This window comes from Candidatus Palauibacter sp. (genome assembly GCF_965213655.1).
Lineage (GTDB): Bacteria > Gemmatimonadota > Gemmatimonadetes > Palauibacterales > Palauibacteraceae > Palauibacter.
Map to the genome: position 1 here is coordinate 2,786,450 of NZ_CBDBZT010000003.1, position 20,842 is coordinate 2,807,291.

At 68.3% G+C, this 20,842-nt stretch carries 16 protein-coding genes; 12 read left to right on the forward strand and 4 right to left on the reverse strand.

Going from position 1 to position 20,842, the window contains the following annotated elements; translation table 11 throughout:
• Positions 1-16: 16 nt before the first annotated feature.
• The 4 genes from ACOOGH_RS14500 to ACOOGH_RS14515 all read left to right on the forward strand — a co-directional run bounded on the left by ACOOGH_RS14500 (position 17) and on the right by ACOOGH_RS14515 (position 4,309).
• On the forward strand, positions 17-1,570 hold the full coding sequence (locus ACOOGH_RS14500; RefSeq protein ID WP_420449592.1) for an acyl--CoA ligase: 1,554 nt from the start codon (positions 17-19) through the stop codon (positions 1,568-1,570).
• A 16-nt stretch (positions 1,571-1,586) separates the two neighbouring features.
• A complete protein-coding gene (locus ACOOGH_RS14505; protein WP_420450140.1) occupies positions 1,587-2,567 on the forward strand; it encodes a 2-dehydropantoate 2-reductase in 981 nt (326 codons plus the stop codon).
• Between the two features lie 38 nt (positions 2,568-2,605).
• Entirely contained in the window at positions 2,606-3,040 is a 435-nt protein-coding gene (locus ACOOGH_RS14510) for a VOC family protein (RefSeq protein ID WP_420449593.1), read from the forward strand.
• A gap of 237 nt (positions 3,041-3,277) precedes the next feature.
• Positions 3,278-4,309 (forward strand): hypothetical protein, encoded by a 1,032-nt coding sequence (locus tag ACOOGH_RS14515; RefSeq protein ID WP_420449594.1) that lies wholly within the window; start codon positions 3,278-3,280, stop codon positions 4,307-4,309.
• Positions 4,310-4,399: 90 nt separating this feature from the next.
• Here ACOOGH_RS14515 and ACOOGH_RS14520 read toward each other — a convergent pair whose 3' ends face one another.
• The gene (locus ACOOGH_RS14520; RefSeq protein WP_420449595.1) at positions 4,400-5,899 is read right to left on the reverse strand and encodes an Nramp family divalent metal transporter; all 1,500 of its coding nucleotides are present in this window, start codon (positions 5,897-5,899) and stop codon (positions 4,400-4,402) included.
• A 255-nt stretch (positions 5,900-6,154) separates the two neighbouring features.
• Here ACOOGH_RS14520 and ACOOGH_RS14525 point away from each other — a divergent pair, with 255 nt between their 5' ends.
• The 4 genes from ACOOGH_RS14525 to ACOOGH_RS14540 all read left to right on the forward strand — a co-directional run bounded on the left by ACOOGH_RS14525 (position 6,155) and on the right by ACOOGH_RS14540 (position 9,263).
• Positions 6,155-6,682 carry a lipocalin-like domain-containing protein gene (locus ACOOGH_RS14525; RefSeq protein ID WP_420449596.1) on the forward strand — a complete coding sequence of 176 codons (528 nt, stop codon included), beginning with the start codon at positions 6,155-6,157 and terminating at the stop codon, positions 6,680-6,682.
• A gap of 192 nt (positions 6,683-6,874) precedes the next feature.
• Positions 6,875-8,506: an amidohydrolase gene (locus ACOOGH_RS14530; RefSeq protein WP_420449597.1), complete on the forward strand. Its 1,632-nt coding sequence runs from the start codon at positions 6,875-6,877 to the stop codon at positions 8,504-8,506.
• A gap of 118 nt (positions 8,507-8,624) precedes the next feature.
• Positions 8,625-8,834, forward strand: a complete 210-nt coding sequence (locus ACOOGH_RS14535) for a type II toxin-antitoxin system VapB family antitoxin (protein ID WP_420449598.1) — start codon at positions 8,625-8,627, stop codon at positions 8,832-8,834.
• A gap of 21 nt (positions 8,835-8,855) precedes the next feature.
• Entirely contained in the window at positions 8,856-9,263 is a 408-nt protein-coding gene (locus tag ACOOGH_RS14540) for a PIN domain-containing protein (RefSeq protein ID WP_420449599.1), read from the forward strand.
• Positions 9,264-9,308: 45 nt separating this feature from the next.
• Here the strand turns inward: ACOOGH_RS14540 and ACOOGH_RS14545 are convergent, their stop codons facing one another.
• The gene (locus ACOOGH_RS14545) at positions 9,309-9,755 is read right to left on the reverse strand and encodes a thiol-disulfide oxidoreductase DCC family protein (protein WP_420449600.1); all 447 of its coding nucleotides are present in this window, start codon (positions 9,753-9,755) and stop codon (positions 9,309-9,311) included.
• Positions 9,752-12,100, reverse strand: coding sequence for a choice-of-anchor B family protein (locus tag ACOOGH_RS14550; RefSeq protein ID WP_420449601.1), 2,349 nt, complete (start codon positions 12,098-12,100; stop codon positions 9,752-9,754). Before ACOOGH_RS14550 ends, ACOOGH_RS14545 begins: the two co-directional genes overlap by 4 nt.
• A gap of 168 nt (positions 12,101-12,268) precedes the next feature.
• On the opposite strand from ACOOGH_RS14550, the gene ACOOGH_RS14555 reads away from it, so the two are divergent.
• On the forward strand, positions 12,269-14,338 hold the full coding sequence (locus tag ACOOGH_RS14555) for a S9 family peptidase (protein ID WP_420449602.1): 2,070 nt from the start codon (positions 12,269-12,271) through the stop codon (positions 14,336-14,338).
• A 120-nt stretch (positions 14,339-14,458) separates the two neighbouring features.
• Here ACOOGH_RS14555 and ACOOGH_RS14560 read toward each other — a convergent pair whose 3' ends face one another.
• Positions 14,459-17,125: a M14 family zinc carboxypeptidase gene (locus ACOOGH_RS14560; protein ID WP_420449603.1), complete on the reverse strand. Its 2,667-nt coding sequence runs from the start codon at positions 17,123-17,125 to the stop codon at positions 14,459-14,461.
• A gap of 156 nt (positions 17,126-17,281) precedes the next feature.
• Here ACOOGH_RS14560 and ACOOGH_RS14565 point away from each other — a divergent pair, with 156 nt between their 5' ends.
• The 3 genes from ACOOGH_RS14565 (at position 17,282) to ACOOGH_RS14575 (ending at position 20,821) form a co-directional block, all read left to right on the forward strand.
• Positions 17,282-18,556, forward strand: coding sequence for an NRAMP family divalent metal transporter (locus ACOOGH_RS14565; protein ID WP_420449604.1), 1,275 nt, complete (start codon positions 17,282-17,284; stop codon positions 18,554-18,556).
• Entirely contained in the window at positions 18,553-19,407 is an 855-nt protein-coding gene (locus ACOOGH_RS14570) for an MOSC domain-containing protein (protein WP_420449605.1), read from the forward strand. The genes ACOOGH_RS14565 and ACOOGH_RS14570 overlap by 4 nt, the downstream gene beginning before the upstream one ends.
• A gap of 76 nt (positions 19,408-19,483) precedes the next feature.
• Positions 19,484-20,821 (forward strand): Na+/H+ antiporter NhaC family protein, encoded by a 1,338-nt coding sequence (locus ACOOGH_RS14575; protein ID WP_420449606.1) that lies wholly within the window; start codon positions 19,484-19,486, stop codon positions 20,819-20,821.
• Positions 20,822-20,842: the final 21 nt, after the last annotated feature.

The following is a 20,842-nucleotide window of genomic DNA, read 5'->3' on the forward strand; positions in this document are numbered from 1 at the left end:
CAGGCCTGACCTGACCATGCCGGATGCCGTTACTGTCTGGGAACTGCTCGCGGGCGGTTCGGGGGGGAGTCCCGCCATCGCCGCCCCCTCACGCGAACCGCTGAGCTACGACGGCCTCCGCCGCCAGGTCCAGGCGACCGTCCGCACCCTCAACGGCTTCGGCATCGGGCGGAACGATCGTGTGGCGATCGTCCTCCCGAACGGACCCGAGATGGCAACCGCCTTCGTCTCGGTGGCATGCGCGGCCACGGCCGCACCGTTGAATCCGGCCTACCGGCAGCCCGAGTTCGAGTTCTATCTCGAGGACCTCAGCGCGAAGGCCCTCATCCTCGAATCGGGAAGCGACTCGCCGGCGCGAGCCGCGGCCGTAGAACTGGGGATCCCGATTCTCGAGTCAGGTGCCGACCCAGAGGCCCCGGCCGGGACGTTCGACCTCGCGCGGGAGGGATCCGGCGGGAACGGAACCAACGGCGCGAACTCGACAGGGGAGGGCCTCCGGGACGGCTTGGCGGAAGCGGATGACATCGCGCTCATCCTCCATACCTCGGGGACCACGTCTCGCCCCAAGATGGTGCCGCTCACGCACCGGAACGTGTGCGCCTCCGCAGTCAATGTTCAGCATACGCTGCGGCTCACCGCGGAGGACTGCTGTCTGAACGTGATGCCGCTGTTCCACATCCACGGACTGATCGCGGCGGTCCTCGCACCGCTCGGCACCGGGGGCTCAATCTTCTGTACCCCCGGCTTCAATGCGCTCCGTTTCTTCGCGTGGCTCGACGAGTCGCGGCCCACCTTCTATACGGCCGTTCCCACCATGCACCAGGCGATCCTGGCGCGGGCCCCGAGGAACCGCGACGTGATCGAACGAAACCCGTTGCGCTTCATCCGCTCGGCCTCCGCCCCCCTTTTGCGGCAGGTGATGGCGGAACTCGAGGATGCGTTCGGCGCCCCCGTGGTGGAGGCGTACGCGATGACCGAGGCGGCGCATCAGATGACGTGCAATCCGCTCCCGCCCGCGGTGCGCAAGCCGGGAACCGTGGGGATCGCGGCCGGCCCCGAGGTCTCGGTGATGGACGAGGCGGGGGCGCACCTGGCGGTGGGCGAGGTGGGGGAGATCGTCATCCGCGGTGAGAACGTGAGCCCGGGATACGAAAACAACCCGACCGCGAACGCCGAGGCCTACACCAACGGGTGGTTCCGGACGGGGGACCAGGGGGTGATGGACGACGAGGGCTACCTTAGGATCACCGGACGCCTGAAGGAGATCATCAACCGCGGGGGAGAGAAGGTCTCGCCGCGCGAGATCGACGAGGCGATCCTCGACCACCCGGCCGTGCGCCAGGTCGTGGCGTTCGCGGTGCCGCACCCGAAGCTGGGCGAGGAAATCGCGGCGGCCGCGGTGCTGCGCGAGGGGATGGAGGCGACGCCGGGCGAGCTTCAGGCGTTTGCGGCGGAGCGCCTCGCCGACTTCAAGGTCCCCCGGAAGATCCTTCTCATGGACGACATCCCCAAGGGCCCCACGGGCAAGCTCCAGCGTATCGGCATGGCCGAGAAGCTCGGCCTGACCTGAGCCGAGGCAGGCGTTGATGCGGATCTGCATCTACGGGGCGGGCGCGATCGGGGGGTATCTCGGCGCGCAGTTGTCGCTCGCGGGACAGGACGTCACGCTCATCGCGCGGGGCCCCCACCTGAAGGCCATGCAGGCACGCGGCGTCCAACTGCTCATCGACGGCGAGGAGCGTGTCGCCCACCCCGTCTGCACGGACGACCCGTCGGAGGTGGGGTTTCAGGACTACGTGATCGTCACGCTCAAGGCGCATTCCGTCCCGTACATCGTGGAGCCGATGCAGCCCCTGCTCGGGCCCGACACGGCGGTCGTCACGGCGACGAACGGCCTCCCCTGGTGGTACTTCTACCAACTCGAAGGCCCGTGGCGGGACCGGCGCCTCGAGAGCCTCGACCCCGGCGGCGTGCAGTGGGACGGGATCGGCCCGGACCGCGTGATCGGCTGCGTCGTCTACGCCGCGACCGAGGTGTCGGAACCCGGCGTGATCCGGCACCTGAAGTACAACCGGTTCACGCTCGGCGAACCCAGCGGCGAGAAGACGGAGCGCGTGCGGCGGCTGGCGAGGGCGATGATCGAAGCCGGCTTCCGGGCCCCGGTGCGAGGCATCCGGAACGAGATGTGGGTGAAACTGTGGGGGAACGTCGCCTTCAATCCGATCAGCGCCCTCACGCTGGGGACCCTCGGCACCATTGCCGGCGACCCCGATACGCGTGCGGTCGCGAAGACGATGATGCTCGAGGGGCAGGCGGTCGCCGAGGCGCTGGGCGCCCGTTTCTCGATCGACATCGAGCGCCGAATCAATGGGATCGAGGCGGTAGGCGAGCACCGGACGTCGATGCTGCAGGATCTCGACAAGGGCCGTCCCATGGAGATCGACGCACTGGTCACGGCCGTCCAGGAGATGGGGCGCATGGTCGACGTCCCCACACCCACGATCGACGTGGTTCTCGCCCTGGTCCGGCAGCGCGCCCGCGTCGCCGGCGCCTATCCCTCCGCCTGAACCCGACCCGGGATCCGACGGTCCCACTGGAGAACCACATGAAGAACCCACCGGACGGCTGGCCGAGAATCACCCCCGCGGTGTTCTACAATGACGCGGGGGCCGCGATCGACTGGCTGGCGAGCGCTTTCGGATTCGAAGTGCGGGAGAGGATCGAGAACGAGCAGGGACAGGTCGTGCATTCACAGCTCGCCTTCGACGGCGGCCTCATCATGGTCGGTCAGGCGGGGCTCACGCCGGGCCGAACGTATCCGCGATCGCCGCAGGGAGCCGGTGGCGCGAACACGCAATCGCTCATGGTCTACGTGGACGACGCGGACGCCCACTGCGAGGCGGCACGGTCGGCCGGCGCCGCGATCACCACCGAACCGGCCACCCAGGACTACGGCGAGGACTACTGGTCCGACCGGAGCTACGAAGTCCGCGACCTCGAAGGTCACTACTGGTGGTTCGTGCAGCGCCTCCGGGGTTAGCCCCGGCCCGCTTCGCGACGCCCGACTTCATCATCAACGACCCGAACGTTGCGCCGGGGTTCATCGACGTACACAGCCACTCCAACGATGCCGCGCCCACCTCCCTCGATGCCGTGGTGTCCCAACGCTATCATTCCGAACGTTCTACTATGTCCATAGTTATTGAGGGCTTGAGTCTCACAAGGAGGGTGGGCCATCGTCCCGCACCGCACGGGGGTTCGAAGGATCTCGCGCTTGATGTGCGTCTCGATCTGCAGCGTCTTCTCCGTGCTCTCGTCGCCCCCCTCTCACCTTCGGGGGCAACAAGTCCAGTTCGATCCGGGGTTTCCGCTGATCCTGGAAGAGGTTTCGGTTGTGGGGGCCGAGCAGGAGCTCGGCATCATCCTGGACTCCGCCCTCGGCCCTGAGGGATCCGTATACCTCGCCGAGGCGTACAGCAACCGGATCATCGCACTTGACGCGGAAGGAAATCTCGCGTGGCAATCGGGGCGCTCCGGCGAGGGTCCCGGCGAGTTTCGCTCGCTCTACAGGATTGCCATCGGGTCAGATGGCACGCTATACGCGTTTGACGCATACGGGGGTGCCATCTCCCGCTTCTCCCCGGACGGATCTTTCGTAGACCGGCGGCAGCTCGAACTACGGTTCTCGAAGATGGACGGCCTGGTGGCCACTGCGGATGGCAGGATCGCGATCGCCGGAATCACGGCCTACCAGCCCGCCGGCGACGCCGCCGTGCACGTATTCGACCCGGAGTCCAGGTACGTGCGTTCGTTTGCGCCGCCGCCAACGTCACTGAACCCCATGTCGCTGTCCTATTCGGGGGCCGGCACCGTAGCGCTAACCCGGGGCGGGGAGGTGCTGTTTGTGCGTCGCATACCATATGAAATCTATCACTACTCACTCGACGGGGTACTACTCAACAACGTCATCGAAGCGCCCTTCGAGTACGGCTTCACCGCGGATGACGCTGTCACGATCACCGAGAGAGGGCGTCGAATCGAGATCAGCCGGCCCGAAACCGAACTCCCTTTCTTCTCCGCACCGGTGCCTTTGACCGACTCGACCTTCCTGGTGCCGCGGCGTGAAGGAGAGTCTCGGTACTGGGACATCTTCACGCTTACGGGGCGCCCCGTGGCAACGACCTCCATACCAGGCGATTGGGGCGTGGCGCTGGGTTACGACGCGGAAAGAAGCGTCTTGTGGGCCAAGGGCGAGTACCAACTGGAACCGGTTCTCCGAAGGATCAGCGTCCGCCTGACGAGCCCCTGAGGCCGCAGCCGAGGAAGAAAACACGAAGGACCGCCCACGGGATCGGCCACGCGTCCAAGTTGGCTTCCCCGTGTGGTCCGGCGAAAAGACTCAGGCGCCGAAGAGGGGGATTCGGAACACGCGCGCGAAGATCAGGATGCCACACAGGCCCGTGAAGACGAACAGGCTGAACGCCCCGAAGCAGCGTGCGAACCAGGACGGGTAGAAGAGTTTGTCCTCCTTCGGGATCACTTTCAGGCAGAAATAGAGGTTGAAGAAGTAGATCACGGGCGCGACGAAGAAGGCGAGCGCCGAAGCGACGAGCACGAGGAACACCGGGCGCGGGTCGAAGGTGATGTAGAGGACCGACGCGATGAGCGAGTAGAACATCGTCATCCGGTAGATGTTGTACTCGGAGTTCCACGTCCGCCGGCGTTCGGGATCGGCCCGATCCTCAGGCGAGATCCCGCGCAGGCGCGCCGTCGTGCGGAAGAGGTTCCGGCAACAGGCGCCGACGATGCGGGGCCAGCCGTCGAAGTAGTTGAAGGCGGTGGAATAGGTGGCCGCGAGCGCCCCGAGGATGAAGATCATCATCATCCACGGTCCCACGCTGAGCGTGAAGATGCCCGCGATCTCTCCCATGACGGCGCGTCCCTCGATCGGACTCGGATGGAGCCACACCGCGGCGAGAAGGACGAAGATCGCCGCGAGCACGAAGGAGATGACGTGGCCGGTGCGGAAGTCCCACAGCCCGATCCGGAACCAGCGCCGGCAGTACTCGCGCGCATGCGGGGAGAGCCGCGAGGTATCGACCGCGAGGTCGGAGGCGGGCGAGGTGAAGGGATCGAAGCGCGGTACGACGCCGGTCGCCTCGAGGTGGGGCCGGACCTTGCTCATGCCCGCGCGCTTCGCCTTCCCCCACTCCGACGCCTGCAGCGAGACGTCGATGCCGGTCGGCAGCAGGCCGAGGAAGCCCGCGATCACGAGCCACGACCCGTCGGGGATTTCGAAGAGGAAGAAGTTCCCCATTTCGGCAAGCGGGGCCGGCTGGACGATGTAGACCGCGACCGATGAGAGGACCAGGACGCCGGCGAGGGCCTTCGTCGTGTTCTCAACAGCCTTGTAACTGCCCCGGAGGATGATGGCCACGGAGACCACGCCGAGCACAGCCGCGTACGCTTCAAGTGGAACGGCAAGGCCCAGGTATTCGCTGAACAGGTAGTAGAGGACGGCGGCCGCCGCGATCAGACGCCCCGCCTGGCCGATGGCGCACTGGATGAGTGTCGTGACCATCACGTACCACAGCGGCCACTTCCAGCGCGCGGTAGCATAGGCCTCGAGGAGACTCTTCCCGGTGGCGTTGGTGAACCGGAAGGCCATCTCGAAGCCGTAGTATTTGAAGATGTAGGCGACGGGCAGGCACCAGAGAAGGGCGTAGGCGAAGCGGCCGCCGGCGGTGGGCGCGGTGACGACGTGGCTCGTTCCGATCCCCGTCATCATGAGGATCAGCCCGGGGCCGAAGTGAGCGAGGAGATCGCGCGGCCTGAGCGATGGGAGGGTGAAGTCCTCCGGATTCAATCCGTCGTCGGCCTTCGATTCGCGATCGGACAAGCCAGGACTCCCCTTCAGGGACCACTGCTTTTTCACGCCGGTGCCTTTCAGGCCGGGGACCCGGAAGGTACACCGGATATCGCTCCCTGCCGAGAGGGGAAGGCGATCCGCGCGCGGCCGAAGACTCTGACGCTCCCGCGCGAGCGTGGCCGTAAAACGTTGCGGCAAAACGCCGCGGTGGAAAGACGCCGGGGTTGGACCTATCGTTCCGGGTCCCCTGAAGCCCACGCGCGGCCCAGCGAAGCGGAGGTGCGAATGTCTGCGATGAACCCCTCGATGCGAGGCGTTTGCTACGCCTTGTCCCTGGCTCTCGCCGCAGGATGTGCCCCGGGCCCCGAGGCCGAAGCGGACAGCCCCTTCGTCGGGGCCTGGTCGCTCGCCTCGTGGGAGAGCCGCTCCGCGGACGGCGAAGTGACGCTTCCCTACGACGGGAACCCCGCCGGCCAGATCACCTATACGGCCGACGGCCGCATGTCGGCTCAACTGATGCAGGTGGAGCGGGCGTTCCCCGAGGCCGCGGAGGCCAGCGGCCAGGAGATGCGCGACGCGATCCTGGGCGGTTTCTTCTCGTACTACGGAGACTACAGCGTCGACACGGAGGCGGGTGTCGTCACGCACCACGTGGAGGGGGCGCTTCTGCCGAGTTGGGTCGGCTCGGATCGCCCGCGGTCGTTCACTCTCGACGGACCCGACCGGCTGATCCTCAGTACCGAGCCGGATCCTGCGCGCGGAGGCGGGGCCGTGGGGACACTCGTCTGGGAACGCGTTCGAGGACAACGATGAAGAAATGGCTGATTGCGGTTGTCGCCCTGACGGCGGCCTGCGGAGGGAGAGGCCCGGAAGATCCGGCGGATCTCGTGCTCATCAACGGGAACGTGTACAACGCTGGATGACGAACGTCCGGAGGCCGAGGCGATCGCGATCCGCGGCGAGCACATCGCCGTCGTCGGGTCGAACGGGGAGGCGGAGGCGCTCGTGGGCGCGGACACGCGCGTCATCGATCTGGGCGGCGCGTTCGTGTCGCCGGGGTTCAACGACGGCCACGTGCACGTCGAGAGCACCGGGGCCCTGATCGTCGGCGTGAACCTGCTCGAGGTGCACGAGCCGGAGGGCTTCCGCGAGGAGATCGCGCGCGCGGCCGAACGTCTCGCGCCCGGGAGCTGGATCACGCGCGGCGACTGGGGCGCGTACGAGCAGTGGGAGGCGGGATCGACCGGCCGCGAAGGGGAGGGCGGCGCCGCGGAGGGCGGCGATGCGAGTGCCGGCGGGCCGTTCACGCCGCACCGCGACCTCATCGACGACGTGACCCCCGAGCACCCCGTCCTCGTGAACCGCTTCGACCGTTCGATGTACCTCGCGAACAGCCTCGCGCTCGAGATGGCGGGCATCACGGATGCCACGCCCGCGCCGCCGGGCGGCACGATCGCGCAGGACCAGGACGGCCGGGTCACGGGCATCCTCACGGGCTCCGCCGTCGACCTCGTCCGGGCAGCCATCACGCCCAAGTCGTTCGAGCAGCGCCTCACCGAGGTCCGCGCCGTGCTCCGGGAGGCGCGCGAGGGCGGGGTGACGACGATCCAGGACATCACCTCCTCCGAGCAGCTCCGCGCCTACCACGAACTCCGTGAACAAGGCGAGCTGACCGCCCGCATCAACATCCGTCCCTCGCTCGACAACGTGACCCATACCGGCGGGCTCGGGATCACGCGCGGCTTCGGCGACGACTGGCTCCGCTTCATCGGCTACAAGGCCTGGATCGACGGAATCATGGGCGGCTCCAGCGCGATGTTCTACGAGGAGTACGACCACGCGCCCGGCAACTTCGGCATCGTGCGCCAGATCATGCTTCCCGAGGGCATCGACGGCCTCGCCCTCTCCCTGAACCGCGATCAGAACTACGCCGAGTTCCCGAAGGGGAACCTCCAGCGCCTCATGGAGGAAGCCGTGCCCACCGGCCTCCCGCCCCACATCCACGCGATCGGGGACAAGGGGGTGAAGATCCTGCTCGACCTGTTTGAGGCCGTGTTGAGCGAGCACGACATGATCGAGACGGATCACAGGTGGCGGATGATCCACGCGCAGGTGGTGGAGGAGGCGGACTTCCACCGTTTCGGCGACCTCAACCTCGTGGCGGAGGTGAACCCGTACCACATCTCGGACGACATGCGCTGGATGGAGGAGAGGATCGGCCCGGAACGGTCGCGCGGCGCCTATGCGTTCCGGTCGCTGAAGGACGCGGGGGCGGTGCTCGTGTTCGGAAGCGACAGCCCCGGGACGAACGCGGCGCGCTACTTCCTCCATCCGAGGTACGGGCTGTACGCGGCGGTGAGCCGGCAGACGCTGTCGGGCGAGCCGGCCGAGGGGTGGTTCCCGGAGCAGCGCCTGACCATCGAGGAGGCGATCGAGGCCTACACGCGGAACCCCGCCTGGGCCTCGTTCGAAGAGGACATCAAGGGCACGCTGACGCCCGGCAAGTTGGCGGACATCGCCGTATTCGATGTGGACCTGATCGAGGCCGGGCGGCACGATCCCGCGCGGCTGCTCGACGCCGAGGCGCTGTACACGATCGTCGGCGGCCGCGTCGTCCACGAGCGCGGCGCCCCCTAGACAGTGACGGCCGGATCGATGCCGGACTTGGTGATACGTGGAGATATCCTAACGGTCAGGAATTAGATATATTGAGCGCTATCGATTGTATGCCATCCGTAGCGGAAGAGGGTGTCCGATGAGGAAGACCAGCGTAGAAATCGACGACAGGCTCATCGAACAGGTTCGGATTCTGCTCGGAACGTCTTCGATCAAGGAGACGATCGACTCCGCCTTGCGCGAAGTCCTGCGCCGGGAAGCGCGACGCCAGGAGATCGAAGCCCTTGTGACGATGGACGGGCTCGAACTGTCGAACGAGAAGGTCATGGCTGGCGCCTGGCGGCCTTGAGCCTGTCCGGGCCGAACGCGAGTGCCGTACCTCATCGACAAGAGCGCGCTGGCCCGCATGGCACACCCACGGGTCCAGGCACGGCTCACGCCGGTCATCGAGACGGGCCAGGCGCTGACCTGCGCCATCATCGACTTGGAGGTCCTCTACTCCACCCGTAACGAGGAGGAGCACGCCCGAGCACGCGCCCGGCGTACGCTGGCGTACCGTCACGTACCACTCACCGAAGCGATCTTTCAACGGGCCATCACGGTGCAAGGAATGCTCGCCCGTCGCGCGCAGCACCGGGTCCCGATCGCTGACTTGATCATTGCCGCTGCCGCCGAGACCTCGCACCTGACCGTTCTCCACTACGATGCGGACTTCGACACAATCGCGGCGGTCACGGGACAGGAGACTGAGTGGGTCGCCCCGCGGGGTTCCCTGTAGGGACCGACGCGGGTCAGCGTGTCGAGGCGTAGTCGATCCTGCGCGTCAGGCGTCGAGAAACCGCCAGCCGTCGTCGGTCGGTGGGATTTCGCAGGCCGTCTTCCTGCCGAACCAGCGATAGCGGTTCCGGGCGACGAAGCGGTAAACGAAGTTGCGAAGCGGGGCGGGGATGACGAGGAGTGTCGCGACGAACGGCCAGGCGCGGCCGAGTCCCGCCAGGATCAGCAGCGCGGCGGTGCTGCTGCGGTAGACCTTTCCTCCCGCGAACAGAATCAGCGACCGCGGGGGCTCGCCGGGGCCCAGGGTCTCGACCCTCGCGGCCGTGAGGATCCGGCGCCCCACGTCGGACTGCAGCGCGGCGAAGCGGAACCGGCCTCTCCGGTCCCGGCGGATGATGAAGCGGACGGCGCCCGCACACAGGTTGCAGACGCCGTCGAAGAGGACGATGGCCCCCCCCGGGCGCACGTCGGCGGGCCCCGCCGCATCGTTCACGGCACGAGGCGGGGTCTCGCCATGTTCTTGAGCAGGAAGAGTCCGTCCCCGGTGCCCGTCACGGCGATCGTACCGCTCTCGAAATAGGGGTAGTTGCTCCACGACGCCCCGCCCTGGTAGGGCGAGGTGTCGAAGAAGCCGATCTCGACCGGGTTCTCGGGGTCCGAGATATCGAGCACGCGGAACCCGGCGGAGTAGTTCGACTGGTACATGAGGTCGCCGACGATGTAGAGGTTGTGGTCGGTGGCTGTCGTCTCGGCGATGTACTCGGTGACGAGAATCGGATCGTCCAGATCCGTCACGTCCCACACCAGCGTGCGCGTCCCTTCCACGAGGCCCTGGGGCTCATCCCCCTCGTCGTTCATGTAGAAGTAGCGATGGTCGTCGGTGAGCCAGCCCTGGTGCGCGTAGGCGACGTTCGGATAGTCGATCGTGGCGAGGCCGACCGGCGCGTCCTTGTCGGAGACATCGGCGATGTTGAACGCGGTCTCGTTCGAGCCGAGGCAGATCTCCTTGCCGACGTGCTCGCTGTCGGGGCCGCGGTAGGTGACGCACTGTGCGTCGTGCACGTAGCCCGTGCCCCGCCGTCCCGTCCCCTCCTGTGCGAAGCAGCCCGCGAAGACGGGTTGGGCCGGGTCCTCGAGATCGATCATGTGCAGGCCGCCGCCGCAGGTTTCGCCGCCCCCGCTGTTCCCGACGGCATAGGCGAAACCGGTCTCCTCGTTGATCACGATGTTGTGGGCCGAGTGGATCCCGTCGTAGAGGAACGTCTCCTCGAACGTCACGGGCTCGGCGCCCACGTCGCGCAGTTGCCTCAGATCGAACACCTGTACGCCGTGCTCCAGCGCGGCGTCGGCGACGATGTACGCGTGGTCGCGGTAGACTTTGATGTCGCGCCAGATCATGTGCCGCGAACCCTCGGTGGCCGGCAGGTCGCCGAGGAAGCGCGGGTGATACGGGTCGCTGACGTCGACGAAGGACGTGCCGTCGGTCCGGCCCACGATCGCGATTTCGCGGCCCGTCTCCGGGTCGGTCCAGCCCCAGATGTCGTTGACGCGTGTGGCGCGGCTGCCGCCGAGATCCTTGATCGGCAGGAAGGCCGTGATGTTCACGTCCCGGCACTCGAACACGGTCGCGTGCCCGTCGGTGCACTCGATTTCCTCGCCCGCGATGGCCGGGAACCCCCGGTGTTCGTTGATGAGCGTCCCGCCCTCCTCCCACGTGCCGGCGGCCGAGCGCTCGTAGACGACGGCGGCGCCCGCCCCCGAATCCATGCCCGTCGCGCCGACGACGAGGTGGTCGCCGGAGAGGATGCCCGCGCCGGCGAATCCGGAGCGCTCGCCCAGGGGAGATCGCAGGAGTATGGACGCATCGCTCCACTGTCCCCCCGTATCGCGCCGGTAGGCGTAGAGCGTGCCGCCTCCCATCGAACTGCCCGGCGCCCCGATGAGCATGTCGTCGCCGTCGAAGCCGATGGAGGATCCGAACTGGGCGTTGGGCTCGGGCAGGAGCGGTCCGAGCCGCGCCTCCAGCGCCCAGCCGTCGTCACCGTGCGAGAAGGCGAACACGGCCCCGCCGCTCTCCCGGAGGCGGGGCGCTCCCACGAGGGCGAAGCCGCCCCGAACCGCGAGCGCGGCGCCGTAGCCACTGCGTTCCTGAAGCGCTGGGGCTTCCAGCGTGCCCGCAGCCATCCACGAGCCGCCGTCGTTCCGCTCGAACGCGTACACGGCGGGCGGCGCGTCGCCTGCATCCTGCGTACCGACAAGCAGCGTGCCGGCATCGAGGGCCAGAGCGGACCCGAAACCCTCGGCCGTCATGCCCTCCGCCGGCCGCAGCGGCTCGCCCGCGGTTGCGGTCCCGTCCGCGGCCAGGGCGTACGGGAACACCGCTGCCCGCCCGTTGTCCCCTCCGGGAGCGGATACGATCGCGACGCCTTCGCCAAGGGCGATGGCGCTTCCGAACGCCCTCGCACCCTCCGGCGCGTCGAGCCGGGCCACCTGTTCCCAGCCGCCCGCTCCGTCCGCGAGGAACAGATAGACCGCTCCGGCCCCGTCCGCTTCGAGCGGCGCCCCGGCCCACAGCCAGTTCCCCTGTACGGCGATCGCCCGCCCGAACCCGTCCGGGACGCGCACCTCGTCGGAGACCGTGACCCGCCCCGTCTCGGCCCAGCCCGAGGCCGTGCGGCCGTAAACCCACACGATTCCGGACATCGTCCCGTTGCCAGCTTCGCCAACCAGCACCTGGTCGCCGCTGACGGCCAGCGGGCCGCCGAACTGCTGCGCAGCAAGAGCCGCGGGACTCGCCAGCGCCAGACCTGCCGCGAAGAAAAGGATGCGCCGATTCATGAGATACCTCTCCCGAAGTTCCGTCCTGTCCCGGATGACAACGCCTCCAAGCTGCATCCCCACCAGCCTGCCACGCCAGCGCCGCGCCGGGACCGATGCTTTCCCTCCCCACATTCTCGCATGTACGTTGAAGATCTGCGCATATCCCGCTTTCGGCCGGAGGTCATCATGTATCGTGCCGCCCGCTTCGTTTCCGCGAGCCTGTTTCTTCTCCTCTTCGTCGGTCTGGCGCCCGTCTCGGCCCAGAACGGCGACGGGATGAAGACCCTCTCCCTCGACATGTACATGGACTGGGAACGGGTCTCGAACCCCCAGATCTCCCCGGACGGTCGCCACGTCGTCTACACGCGCGGCTGGATCGACCAGCTCAACGACCGCTGGGAGTCCACGCTGTACATCATGAACGCCGACGGCACCCGCAAGCGCGAGCTGATCGACGGGTCCGGGGCCATCTGGTCTCCGGACGGCACCCGCATCGCCTACACCGCATCCGGTGACCCGGAGGGCTCGCAGATCTTCGTGCGCTGGATGGACGCGGAGGGGGCGAGGACCCAGGTCACGCGGCTGGAGCACTCCCCCGGCAGCCTGCGCTGGTCGCCGGACGGCACCCACATCGCGTTCACGATGCTGGTGGAGGACGAGGAGAGCTGGCCGATCGACCTGCCGAGCCGTCCGGACGGCGCGAAGTGGACGGAAGGCCCGAAGATCGTCACCCGCATGGACTATCGTCAGGACCGCCGCGGGTACGTCGACCAGGGCCATTCCCACATCTTCGTCGTGCCCGCCGACGGCGGCACGCCGCGGCAGCTCACCGACGGCATGTGGAACCACGGCAATCCCCAGTGGAGTCCGGACGGGAGCGAGATCTACTTCTCCTCTCTGCGGGAGGAGGACTCCGAGTACAACTGGCGCGAGTCCGAGATCTACGCGGTGGACGTCGGCTCGGGCGCGATCCGGCAGATCACGACGCGCCACGGGCCGGACGGCGGCGCCTATCCCTCACCCGACGGCAGCCTCGTCGCCTACTCGGGGCAAGACTGGAACGACGACACGTACCGCAACTCCCACCTCTACGTGATGAACCCCGACGGTTCGGGCGTGCGGCAGATCTCCGGCGACTTCGACCGTGGTCTGCGCGGGAGCCCGCAGCTCATGTGGGCCCCGGACGGGAGCGGGGTCTACTTCAACGTGAACCGTGAAGGCACGCGGCACCTGCACTTCGCATCCGTGGACGGGGGCGTGACGCAGGTCACGACCGGCAACCACCTCCTGAGCCTGAGTTCGTTCACCGAAGACGGGGATGCGGTCGGCACGTTGACCACGCCCCACGGCCCCGGCGACGTGGTGTCGTTCGATCTCGACGACGGCGGCAACCTCATGCCGCTTACGGATGTGAACGCGGATGTGCTGGCGGGGGTCACGCTCGGCGAGGTCGAGGAGATCTGGTACAAGTCTGTGAACGATTGGGACATTCAGGGCTGGATCGTGAAGCCGCCCGACTTCGACCCGTCGAAGAAGTACCCACTCATCCTGTCGATTCACGGCGGGCCGCACGGCATGTACAACACCGGATTCAACTTCGGCTGGCAGGAGCACGCCGCGAACGGCTACGTGGTCGTCTACACCAACCCGCGCGGCAGCTCCGGCTACGGCACCGACTTCGGGAACGCGATCAAGAACGCCTATCCGTCGCAGGACTTCGACGACCTGATGGCGGGTGTCGACGAGGTTATCGGCCGCGGCTACGTGGACGAGGACAACATGTTCGTTTACGGCTGCTCCGGCGGCGGCGTGCTCACCTCATGGGTCGTGGGCCACACCGACCGCTTCCGCGCGGCCTCGGCCAACTGCCCGGTCACGAACTGGCTCTCCTTCGTGGGGACGACGGACGGGCCCGGCTGGTACCGGAACTTCGAGCATTTCCCGTGGGACGACCCCTCGGAGCACCTGCGCCGCTCGCCGCTCATGTATGTGGGCAACGTGACGACGCCGACGATGCTGATGACGGGGGAGATGGACCTGCGGACGCCGATGCCCCAGACGGAGGAGTACTACCAGGCGCTCAAGATGGAGCGTGTGCCGACGGCGATGATCCGCTTCCGCAACGAGTGGCACGGGACGAGCAGCACGCCGTCGAACTTCCTGCGCACGCAGCTCTTCCTGCGCACCTGGTTCGAGCGCTTCGGGACGCACGACGACGGCGACACGCGCGCCGTATCGGACGACGGAGGCTCCTGACCGACGGAGCATCTGGAGCACCCGGCCCCTGCGCCGGGTGCCGGGTTCCGGTGCAGCCTGCGCACGCCCCGCTCGAGCTTCGGTTCGGACGGGGCGTTTCGCGTATTGCAACAGTTCGGACTATCGGCCCGGTCCGAGGAGGACGGCGTTCATGAATAGAAGCTGCGTCGCCTCGCTGTACGCGCGGTAGTTCGGGTCCTCGGCGAAGGCCACGACCTGGCCGCGCCCCACAGGCTGGTGGATGAGGAAGGCCTTGTTCGCCAGTTGCGGACGCGACTCCTCCCACACGATGCCGCTCAGCACGAGGCTATCGAGGTCGGCGTAGCGGCCCACGTTCGTGCCCTCGTCGAGCGTGATGGGACGGAAGACGCGGGAACCCTCGACGAGGACGCCGATCTCCCCATCGGTGCCGGCGGTGAGCCAGTGCTCCGTGTCGAGCAGCGTGCGCAGGATCGCGCCGGGCACCCCCTCCGGAGACTCGTCTTCCGGAGAGATCGCATCGAGGTATTCGATCGGCTGCTCGGGCGTGCCGGGCTCCGGCGGGTCGTCGCCCTCGGCGCGGCCGCCCCGGCGCTCCGGCTCGGTCGCGAGGAGGCCGGCCCGCGAAGCCCAGCGCGAGGACTCGGCCATCGTGACCAGCGTGCCGCCATCGCGCATCCACGCCTGAAGGCGGTCCAGCATCCCGTCGCCCACGACGCCCCCGTAGTTGCCGCTGGGGAAGACGACCACATCGTAGTCCGCCAGCCGCGCGCGGCCGAGGCTGGAGGCGCGCACGGCCGTCGTGCGCTGCCCGTAGCGCCGCTCGAGGACGTAACGGGCCCAGCCCACGGAATAGCCCCGGCCGGGGGCGTCGTACACAAGGAGCACGCGCGGCTCGCGCAGGGCCCGGACGCGTCGGCTGCCGAGCGACATCCCCTCGCGCACGTACGCGTCGTCAATGGGGACGACCTCGGCGCGGTGCCGGGCCGCGATACCGGCCAGGCGACTACGCACGTCCCCGTCGTTCTCGGCCACCCGCACAATCGCCGTGCCGACGCCGTAGCGGCGGCCGTCCAGCGTGAACTCCGCACCCGCGGCACGTACGCGAACGCCCTCCCGCAGCGCTTCGGCCACCGTGGCGGCCCCGTTCGTGCCCCACGGGATCAGGTAGCCGACGAGCGCCTCGGGGAGGGGCGCCGCCGAGGCGTCGCCGGCACCGCCCCGACCGCCGCCGCCAGCACCGCCACCGCTTACCTCGGGGCGCGCCGCGGCCTCCTCGGCGGTCACCGCGGCTCCTCGGGCCCCCGTCGGGGACGTCTCGATCGCCTCCACGTCCCACAGCAGCGGCTGGCTCCACGCCGTCAGGTCGTAGATCTCGTCCGGCTGCCGGTTCGCCCGGCGTTCGATCTGTCGCCGCACGAAGTCCTCCTCCATCGGCACGTGCGCGTCGAGGAGGTTGCGGATGAATCGGTGCGCGGGCTGATCGAGCGGCACGATGAAGCTCGAACCGGCGGGCAGCGTCCGGTCTCCGACCGTCACCGGCCCGGAGGCGCGAAACACCTCCATCCCGTTCTCGACGAGCATGAGGGCGAGCCGCTCCGCCATCCCCGGATCGTGCGCGGAATGGAGCACGATCTCGGCCGGGCCCCGCTCTCCGAGCGCGGTCCCCTCGCGCAGGAAGGCGAGGTAGTCCCGCAGGATCTTGTCCCGGTTCCGGGCAGCCGTGAGAGCGGTCTCGATCGCCGCCGTGAAGTGGTGCAGCACGCCATCGCCGTACGTGAGCAGGTCGTCATTCGACTGCCGAAGCCTGAGTCCCCCGGCGCCCGCCTGTTCGTACGTCATGCCCAGCGCGCCGTGGCCCATGGGCCACATGTCCACGTAGCCGGGATAGAAGAGGTCGTACACGTCCCGGTTGAAGTACGCGAACCCGCGTGCGTCGAAGCGCGCCGCGATCGCCTCCCCGAACAGGTCCATGAGCGCGACCTGCCGCTCGCCGAACCAGGGGTTGGAGGGTGGTGCGGTGGGGGGGAAGAAATAGGTCGCGTCCCCTCCCATCTCGTGCAGGTCCGCCACGATGTGGGGCCGGAATTCGAGGAAGATGTCCACCTTCCCGCGCGTTTCGACCTGGCTCTGGATGAAGAGATCCCGGTTGAGGTCGAACAGGTAGTGGTTCCCGCGGCCGCCCGGCCACGGCGGGTCGTGCTCGGCGGAGACCCGGGCCTCGTCCGGCCAGCGCGCCCCCGCGACCGAGTTCTGGTACACGAAGCGGTTCCGTCCGTCTGGGTTCTCCATGGGATCGATGAGGACGAGCGACTCCGAGAGGATGAGATCGACGTCGGGATCCCCCATCGCCGCGAGCAGATGGTAGGCTTCGGCCATCGCGGCGCCGCTGGAACTGATCTCGTCGCCGTGGATCCCGTGCATGAGCGCGGTGACGACCGGGAGTTCGGCCAGCAACGCCTCGGCCTCCGCAGCCGAAAGGCCTCGCGGGTCGGCGAGGCGCTCGATCCCCGCCTTCACCTCGTCAAGCCGCGCCATGCGCTCCGGCGAGCCGATGACGAGCACGACGAGCGGCCGCCCCTCCCAGCTCTCGGCGTACCGTATGAGATGGGTCCGCTCCGGGGCCGCGTCGGCGAGCGCCTCCATGTAGCGGATCACGTCGTCCGGAGGGGTAACGGCCTCCGTGAAGCCGTGTCCCGCCACCTCTTCGAGCGTCGGGATATCCGGGTCGTAACGAGTACCTGGTGACAGTTCCTGCGCCACGGCGGGCGCCTGAATTAGCGCGGCGAGCGCGAGCGTGGATAGCACGGACACTTCTCCGGGGTTCGAGAAACAAAGCGGACGGCGACTCACTATTGCACCATCCGCGCGGCGTTGCACCATGCAGCGGGGGAGGGCCATCCTCAGACGCGGCCAACCCTGCCCACATGGCCCGCAACCCACGGACCCCCCCGGAGAGGATCCATGAGCGAACCCGCCGCGCGTTCCCGCTCCAGCTTCTGGAGGAGCTTCGGTCCCGGGCTCATCTGGGCCGCGACGTCCATCGGCGTCTCCCATCTCGTGCAATCCACGCGCGCGGGGGCGGAGGCGGGGTTTGCCTTCGTCGGCGTGATCATCTTCGCGCTCATCCTCAAGTATCCCTTCTTCGAGTACGGGGCGCGCTACGCGGCCGCTACGAGGCGGAGCCTGGTCGAGGGCTACCGCGACATCGGCACCTGGGCGCTGTGGCTCTTTCTCGCCATCACCCTCGTGACCGCGATCATCTCGCTCGCGGCGCTCGCGATGTTCATGGCCTTTCTCACGCGCTACGCCTTCGGCGCGGAGTGGCCGCTCGCGGCAACGGCGGCCGTGCTCATGGCCGCCTGCGTCGTGGTGCTCGTCGTGGGACGCTTCCGCGGTCTCGACATCACGATCAAGATCCTGCTCGCGATGCTGGTCCTCTCGACCATCGCGACCGCGGTGGTGGCGGCGCCCCGGGCCGACTTCTCGACGCTGGCCCTGTGGCCGGGCGATGTCGTCGGCACCGTCGTCCCCTTCGCCTTCCTCCTCGCCCTCATCGGGTGGATGCCGTCGCCCGTCGATGTTGCGGTTTGGAGCAGCCTGTGGACGCTGGCCAAGGACAAGACGACGGGCGCGCGGACATCGGTCGCTGATGCGAGACGCGACTTCCTGGTGGGCTTCGTCGGCACCGGGATCCTCGCCCTCATCTTCGTGTCCGTGGGAGCCACCGTCCTCTATCAGGCGGATGTCACGCTCAGCGACGCGGGGGCCGTGTTCTCCACGCAACTCGTCGACATGTACAGCACCACGCTGGGCTCGTGGTCCCGTCCCATCGTGCTCGTGGCGGCGATGGCGACGATCTTCTCGAGCCTGCTGGCGGTCACGGACGGCTTCCCGCGCGCGATCGAGCGCACGCTGGCGAACCTGTCGGGCTATGTCGCGGCCGAGGCGGTGACCCGCGTGGGGCCCGTCTACTGGTGGAGCATGATCACGCTCCCCTTCATCGCCTTCTTCATCATCCTCGGCTTTTCCGGCAGCCTGACCGCGATGGTGGACTTCGCGACGACGGTGGCGTTCCTCACCGCGCCCATCCTCGGCTACTTCAACCTCCGGGCGGTGACGTCGGAGGCGGTGCCGCTGGAGCACCAGCCCGGCCGCGGCATGGTGACGCTGACCTGGGTGGGACTCGTCCTGCTCGGCGGGACCGGCCTCGCCTATCTCTCGTCGCTCGTGCGGTGAGCGCCCACCCGGCCATGGACGGCGCGCAGGGGCCCCGCGGCGAGGTGGTGGGGCGTGTGGCGAGTCTCCACCGATATCCCGTGAAGTCGATGGGGGGAGAACGCCTCGATACGGCTCGGATCACGGCGCGCGGGATGGAGGGAGATCGTGCCGGCGCGCTGGTGGATCGCGAGACCGGACGCGTGGTGAGCGCAAAACGGCCGCGCCTGTGGGGAGCCGTGTACGGCCTCTCCGCGAGCTTCGAACGGGAGAATGGAGGCGGGTCGATCCACGTCCGATTCGAGGACGGGACGACGCTGTCCAGCGCCGGCCGCGAGGGGTTGGAGGCCCGGCTGAGCGCGCTCCTGGGCCGGGAGGTTGCGTTCGCGACGGAGGCGGCCGGGAGCGCGACGTGCGAGTACCACTGGCCGGACATGGACGGACTGGTCCAGGACGGGCGGACCTACCGCGACGAGATCACGGAGTGGGAACTGCCGCCCGGGACCTTCTTCGACAGTTCCGGCCTCCACGCGCTGACGACCGCGAGCCTCGACCATCTGCGGGGGCTCGTTCCGGGGAGCGATTTTCATGTGAGCCGCTTCCGGCCCAACCTCGTGATCGAACCCGTCGACGGGGCGCGCGGCTTTGTCGAGAACGAGTGGGTGGGCGGCAACCTGCGGATCGGCGGGGCGCGCCTGCGGGTGACGAAACCGTGCATGCGCTGCGTCATGGTCACGCTTCCGCTGGGAGATCTGCCGAAGGACCCGCGGGTGCTGCGCGCCGCCTTCGACCACAACGAGGGGAACGTCGGCGTGAAGTGTGAGGTGGACGGGCCGGGCATCGTTCGCGTCGGCGACGAGGTCCGCCTCTAACGCTGGCACGGTCCGCTGAACCGCCGCCGGGGGCGGGAATCTCGGAAGGGAGTCGCCGCTGGAGCATTTCGGCATCGTGAGCCTGATACCGACGGCGGTCGTGCTGGGGGTCGCCGTCTCGACGCGCCGGCCCGTGGAGTCCCTGATCGCCGGGGCGCTGGTCGGGTTCGTGATCCTCGCGCCCCGGGACCCGCTCACCGCGTTCACGGACGGCATGGTCGCGGTCATGCAGAACGAGACGGTGGGCTGGATCATCCTCGTCTGCGCGCTCTTCGGCAGCCTCATCACCCTGCTTGTGCGGGTGGGCGCGGCAGGCCGCTTCGGGGAGGCGGCGTCGGCGCGCATCCGGACGCGCAGCGGCTCGCTGGCCGTGACATGGCTCCTCGGGCTCGCCGTCTTCATCGACGACTACCTCAACGTGCTCGCGGTCAGCTCGTCCGTGAAGCGCTTCACGGACCGGTTTCGCGTGTCGAGGGAGATGCTCGCCTACGTCGTGGACTCGACCGCCGCGCCGGTCTGTATCCTCGTCCCGATTTCGACGTGGGCCGCCTACTTCTCCGGCCTGCTCGAGGACACCGGGTGGGCGGCACCGGGCCGCGGCCTCTCGCTCTACATCGATGCGATTCCGTTCATGCTCTACGCGTGGATCGCGGTGATCCTCGCGCTCCTCGTCGGGACCGGCCTCATCCCGGCGCTCGGGCCGATGCGGAGAGCGGAGCGGCGCGCCCGGGAGACGGGGCAGGTCGTCCCCCCGGGCACGGAAGAGGCAAAGCTCGAGGGCGAGACGGATGCGGCCGCGGCCGAACGCGCGCGCCCGTGGCACTTCGTCGTCCCGATCGCGACGCTCGTGGCCGCCACCTGGGTGCTCGATCTCGACATCCTCAAGGGGGTCGTCGTGGCGCTCGGCGTCACCCTCGCCATCGTCGTGGGCACGAAGCTGCTGCGGGTGCGCGCCGCGCTGGATACCGCCATGGCCGGAGTGCTCACCATGATCGTCCCCCTGGCGACCGTGTTCGGCGGCTTCCTCCTCAAGGAAGTGAACGACGGTCTCGGGCTCACCACCTACCTCATCGAAACCGTGGAACCGCTGATGACCGCCCGGCTGCTCCCGGCGGTGACCTTCCTCACCATGTCGCTGGTCGCGTTCGCCACCGCGTCGTTCTGGGGAATCTTCGCGGTGGCCGTCCCCATCGTGCTGCCGCTTGCGGACTCGGTGGGGGCGGAGATGCCGCTGGTGATCGGCGCCCTCATCTCCGCGAGCGCGTTCGGGAGCCACACCTGCTTCTACGGCGACTCCACCGTGCTGGCGGCGCGGGGCAGTGGCTGCGGCCTCGTCGAGCATGCCGTCACTCAACTCCCCTACGCGCTCCTGGCGGCCGGACTGGCCTCTGTGGGCTTCCTCATTCTCCCTTGATGCCGGGTGGCCGGTAGCCCA

Coding starts and splice junctions, on each gene's coding strand:
- ACOOGH_RS14500 (WP_420449592.1), top strand. CDS start 17: ATGCCGGATGCCGTTACTGTCTGGGAACTGCTCGCGGGCGGTTCGGGG.
- ACOOGH_RS14505 (WP_420450140.1), top strand. CDS start 1,587: ATGCGGATCTGCATCTACGGGGCGGGCGCGATCGGGGGGTATCTCGGC.
- ACOOGH_RS14510 (WP_420449593.1), top strand. CDS start 2,606: ATGAAGAACCCACCGGACGGCTGGCCGAGAATCACCCCCGCGGTGTTC.
- ACOOGH_RS14515 (WP_420449594.1), top strand. CDS start 3,278: ATGTGCGTCTCGATCTGCAGCGTCTTCTCCGTGCTCTCGTCGCCCCCC.
- ACOOGH_RS14525 (WP_420449596.1), top strand. CDS start 6,155: ATGTCTGCGATGAACCCCTCGATGCGAGGCGTTTGCTACGCCTTGTCC.
- ACOOGH_RS14535 (WP_420449598.1), top strand. CDS start 8,625: ATGAGGAAGACCAGCGTAGAAATCGACGACAGGCTCATCGAACAGGTT.
- ACOOGH_RS14550 (WP_420449601.1), bottom strand. CDS start 12,100: ATGAATCGGCGCATCCTTTTCTTCGCGGCAGGTCTGGCGCTGGCGAGT.
- ACOOGH_RS14555 (WP_420449602.1), top strand. CDS start 12,269: ATGTATCGTGCCGCCCGCTTCGTTTCCGCGAGCCTGTTTCTTCTCCTC.
- ACOOGH_RS14565 (WP_420449604.1), top strand. CDS start 17,282: ATGAGCGAACCCGCCGCGCGTTCCCGCTCCAGCTTCTGGAGGAGCTTC.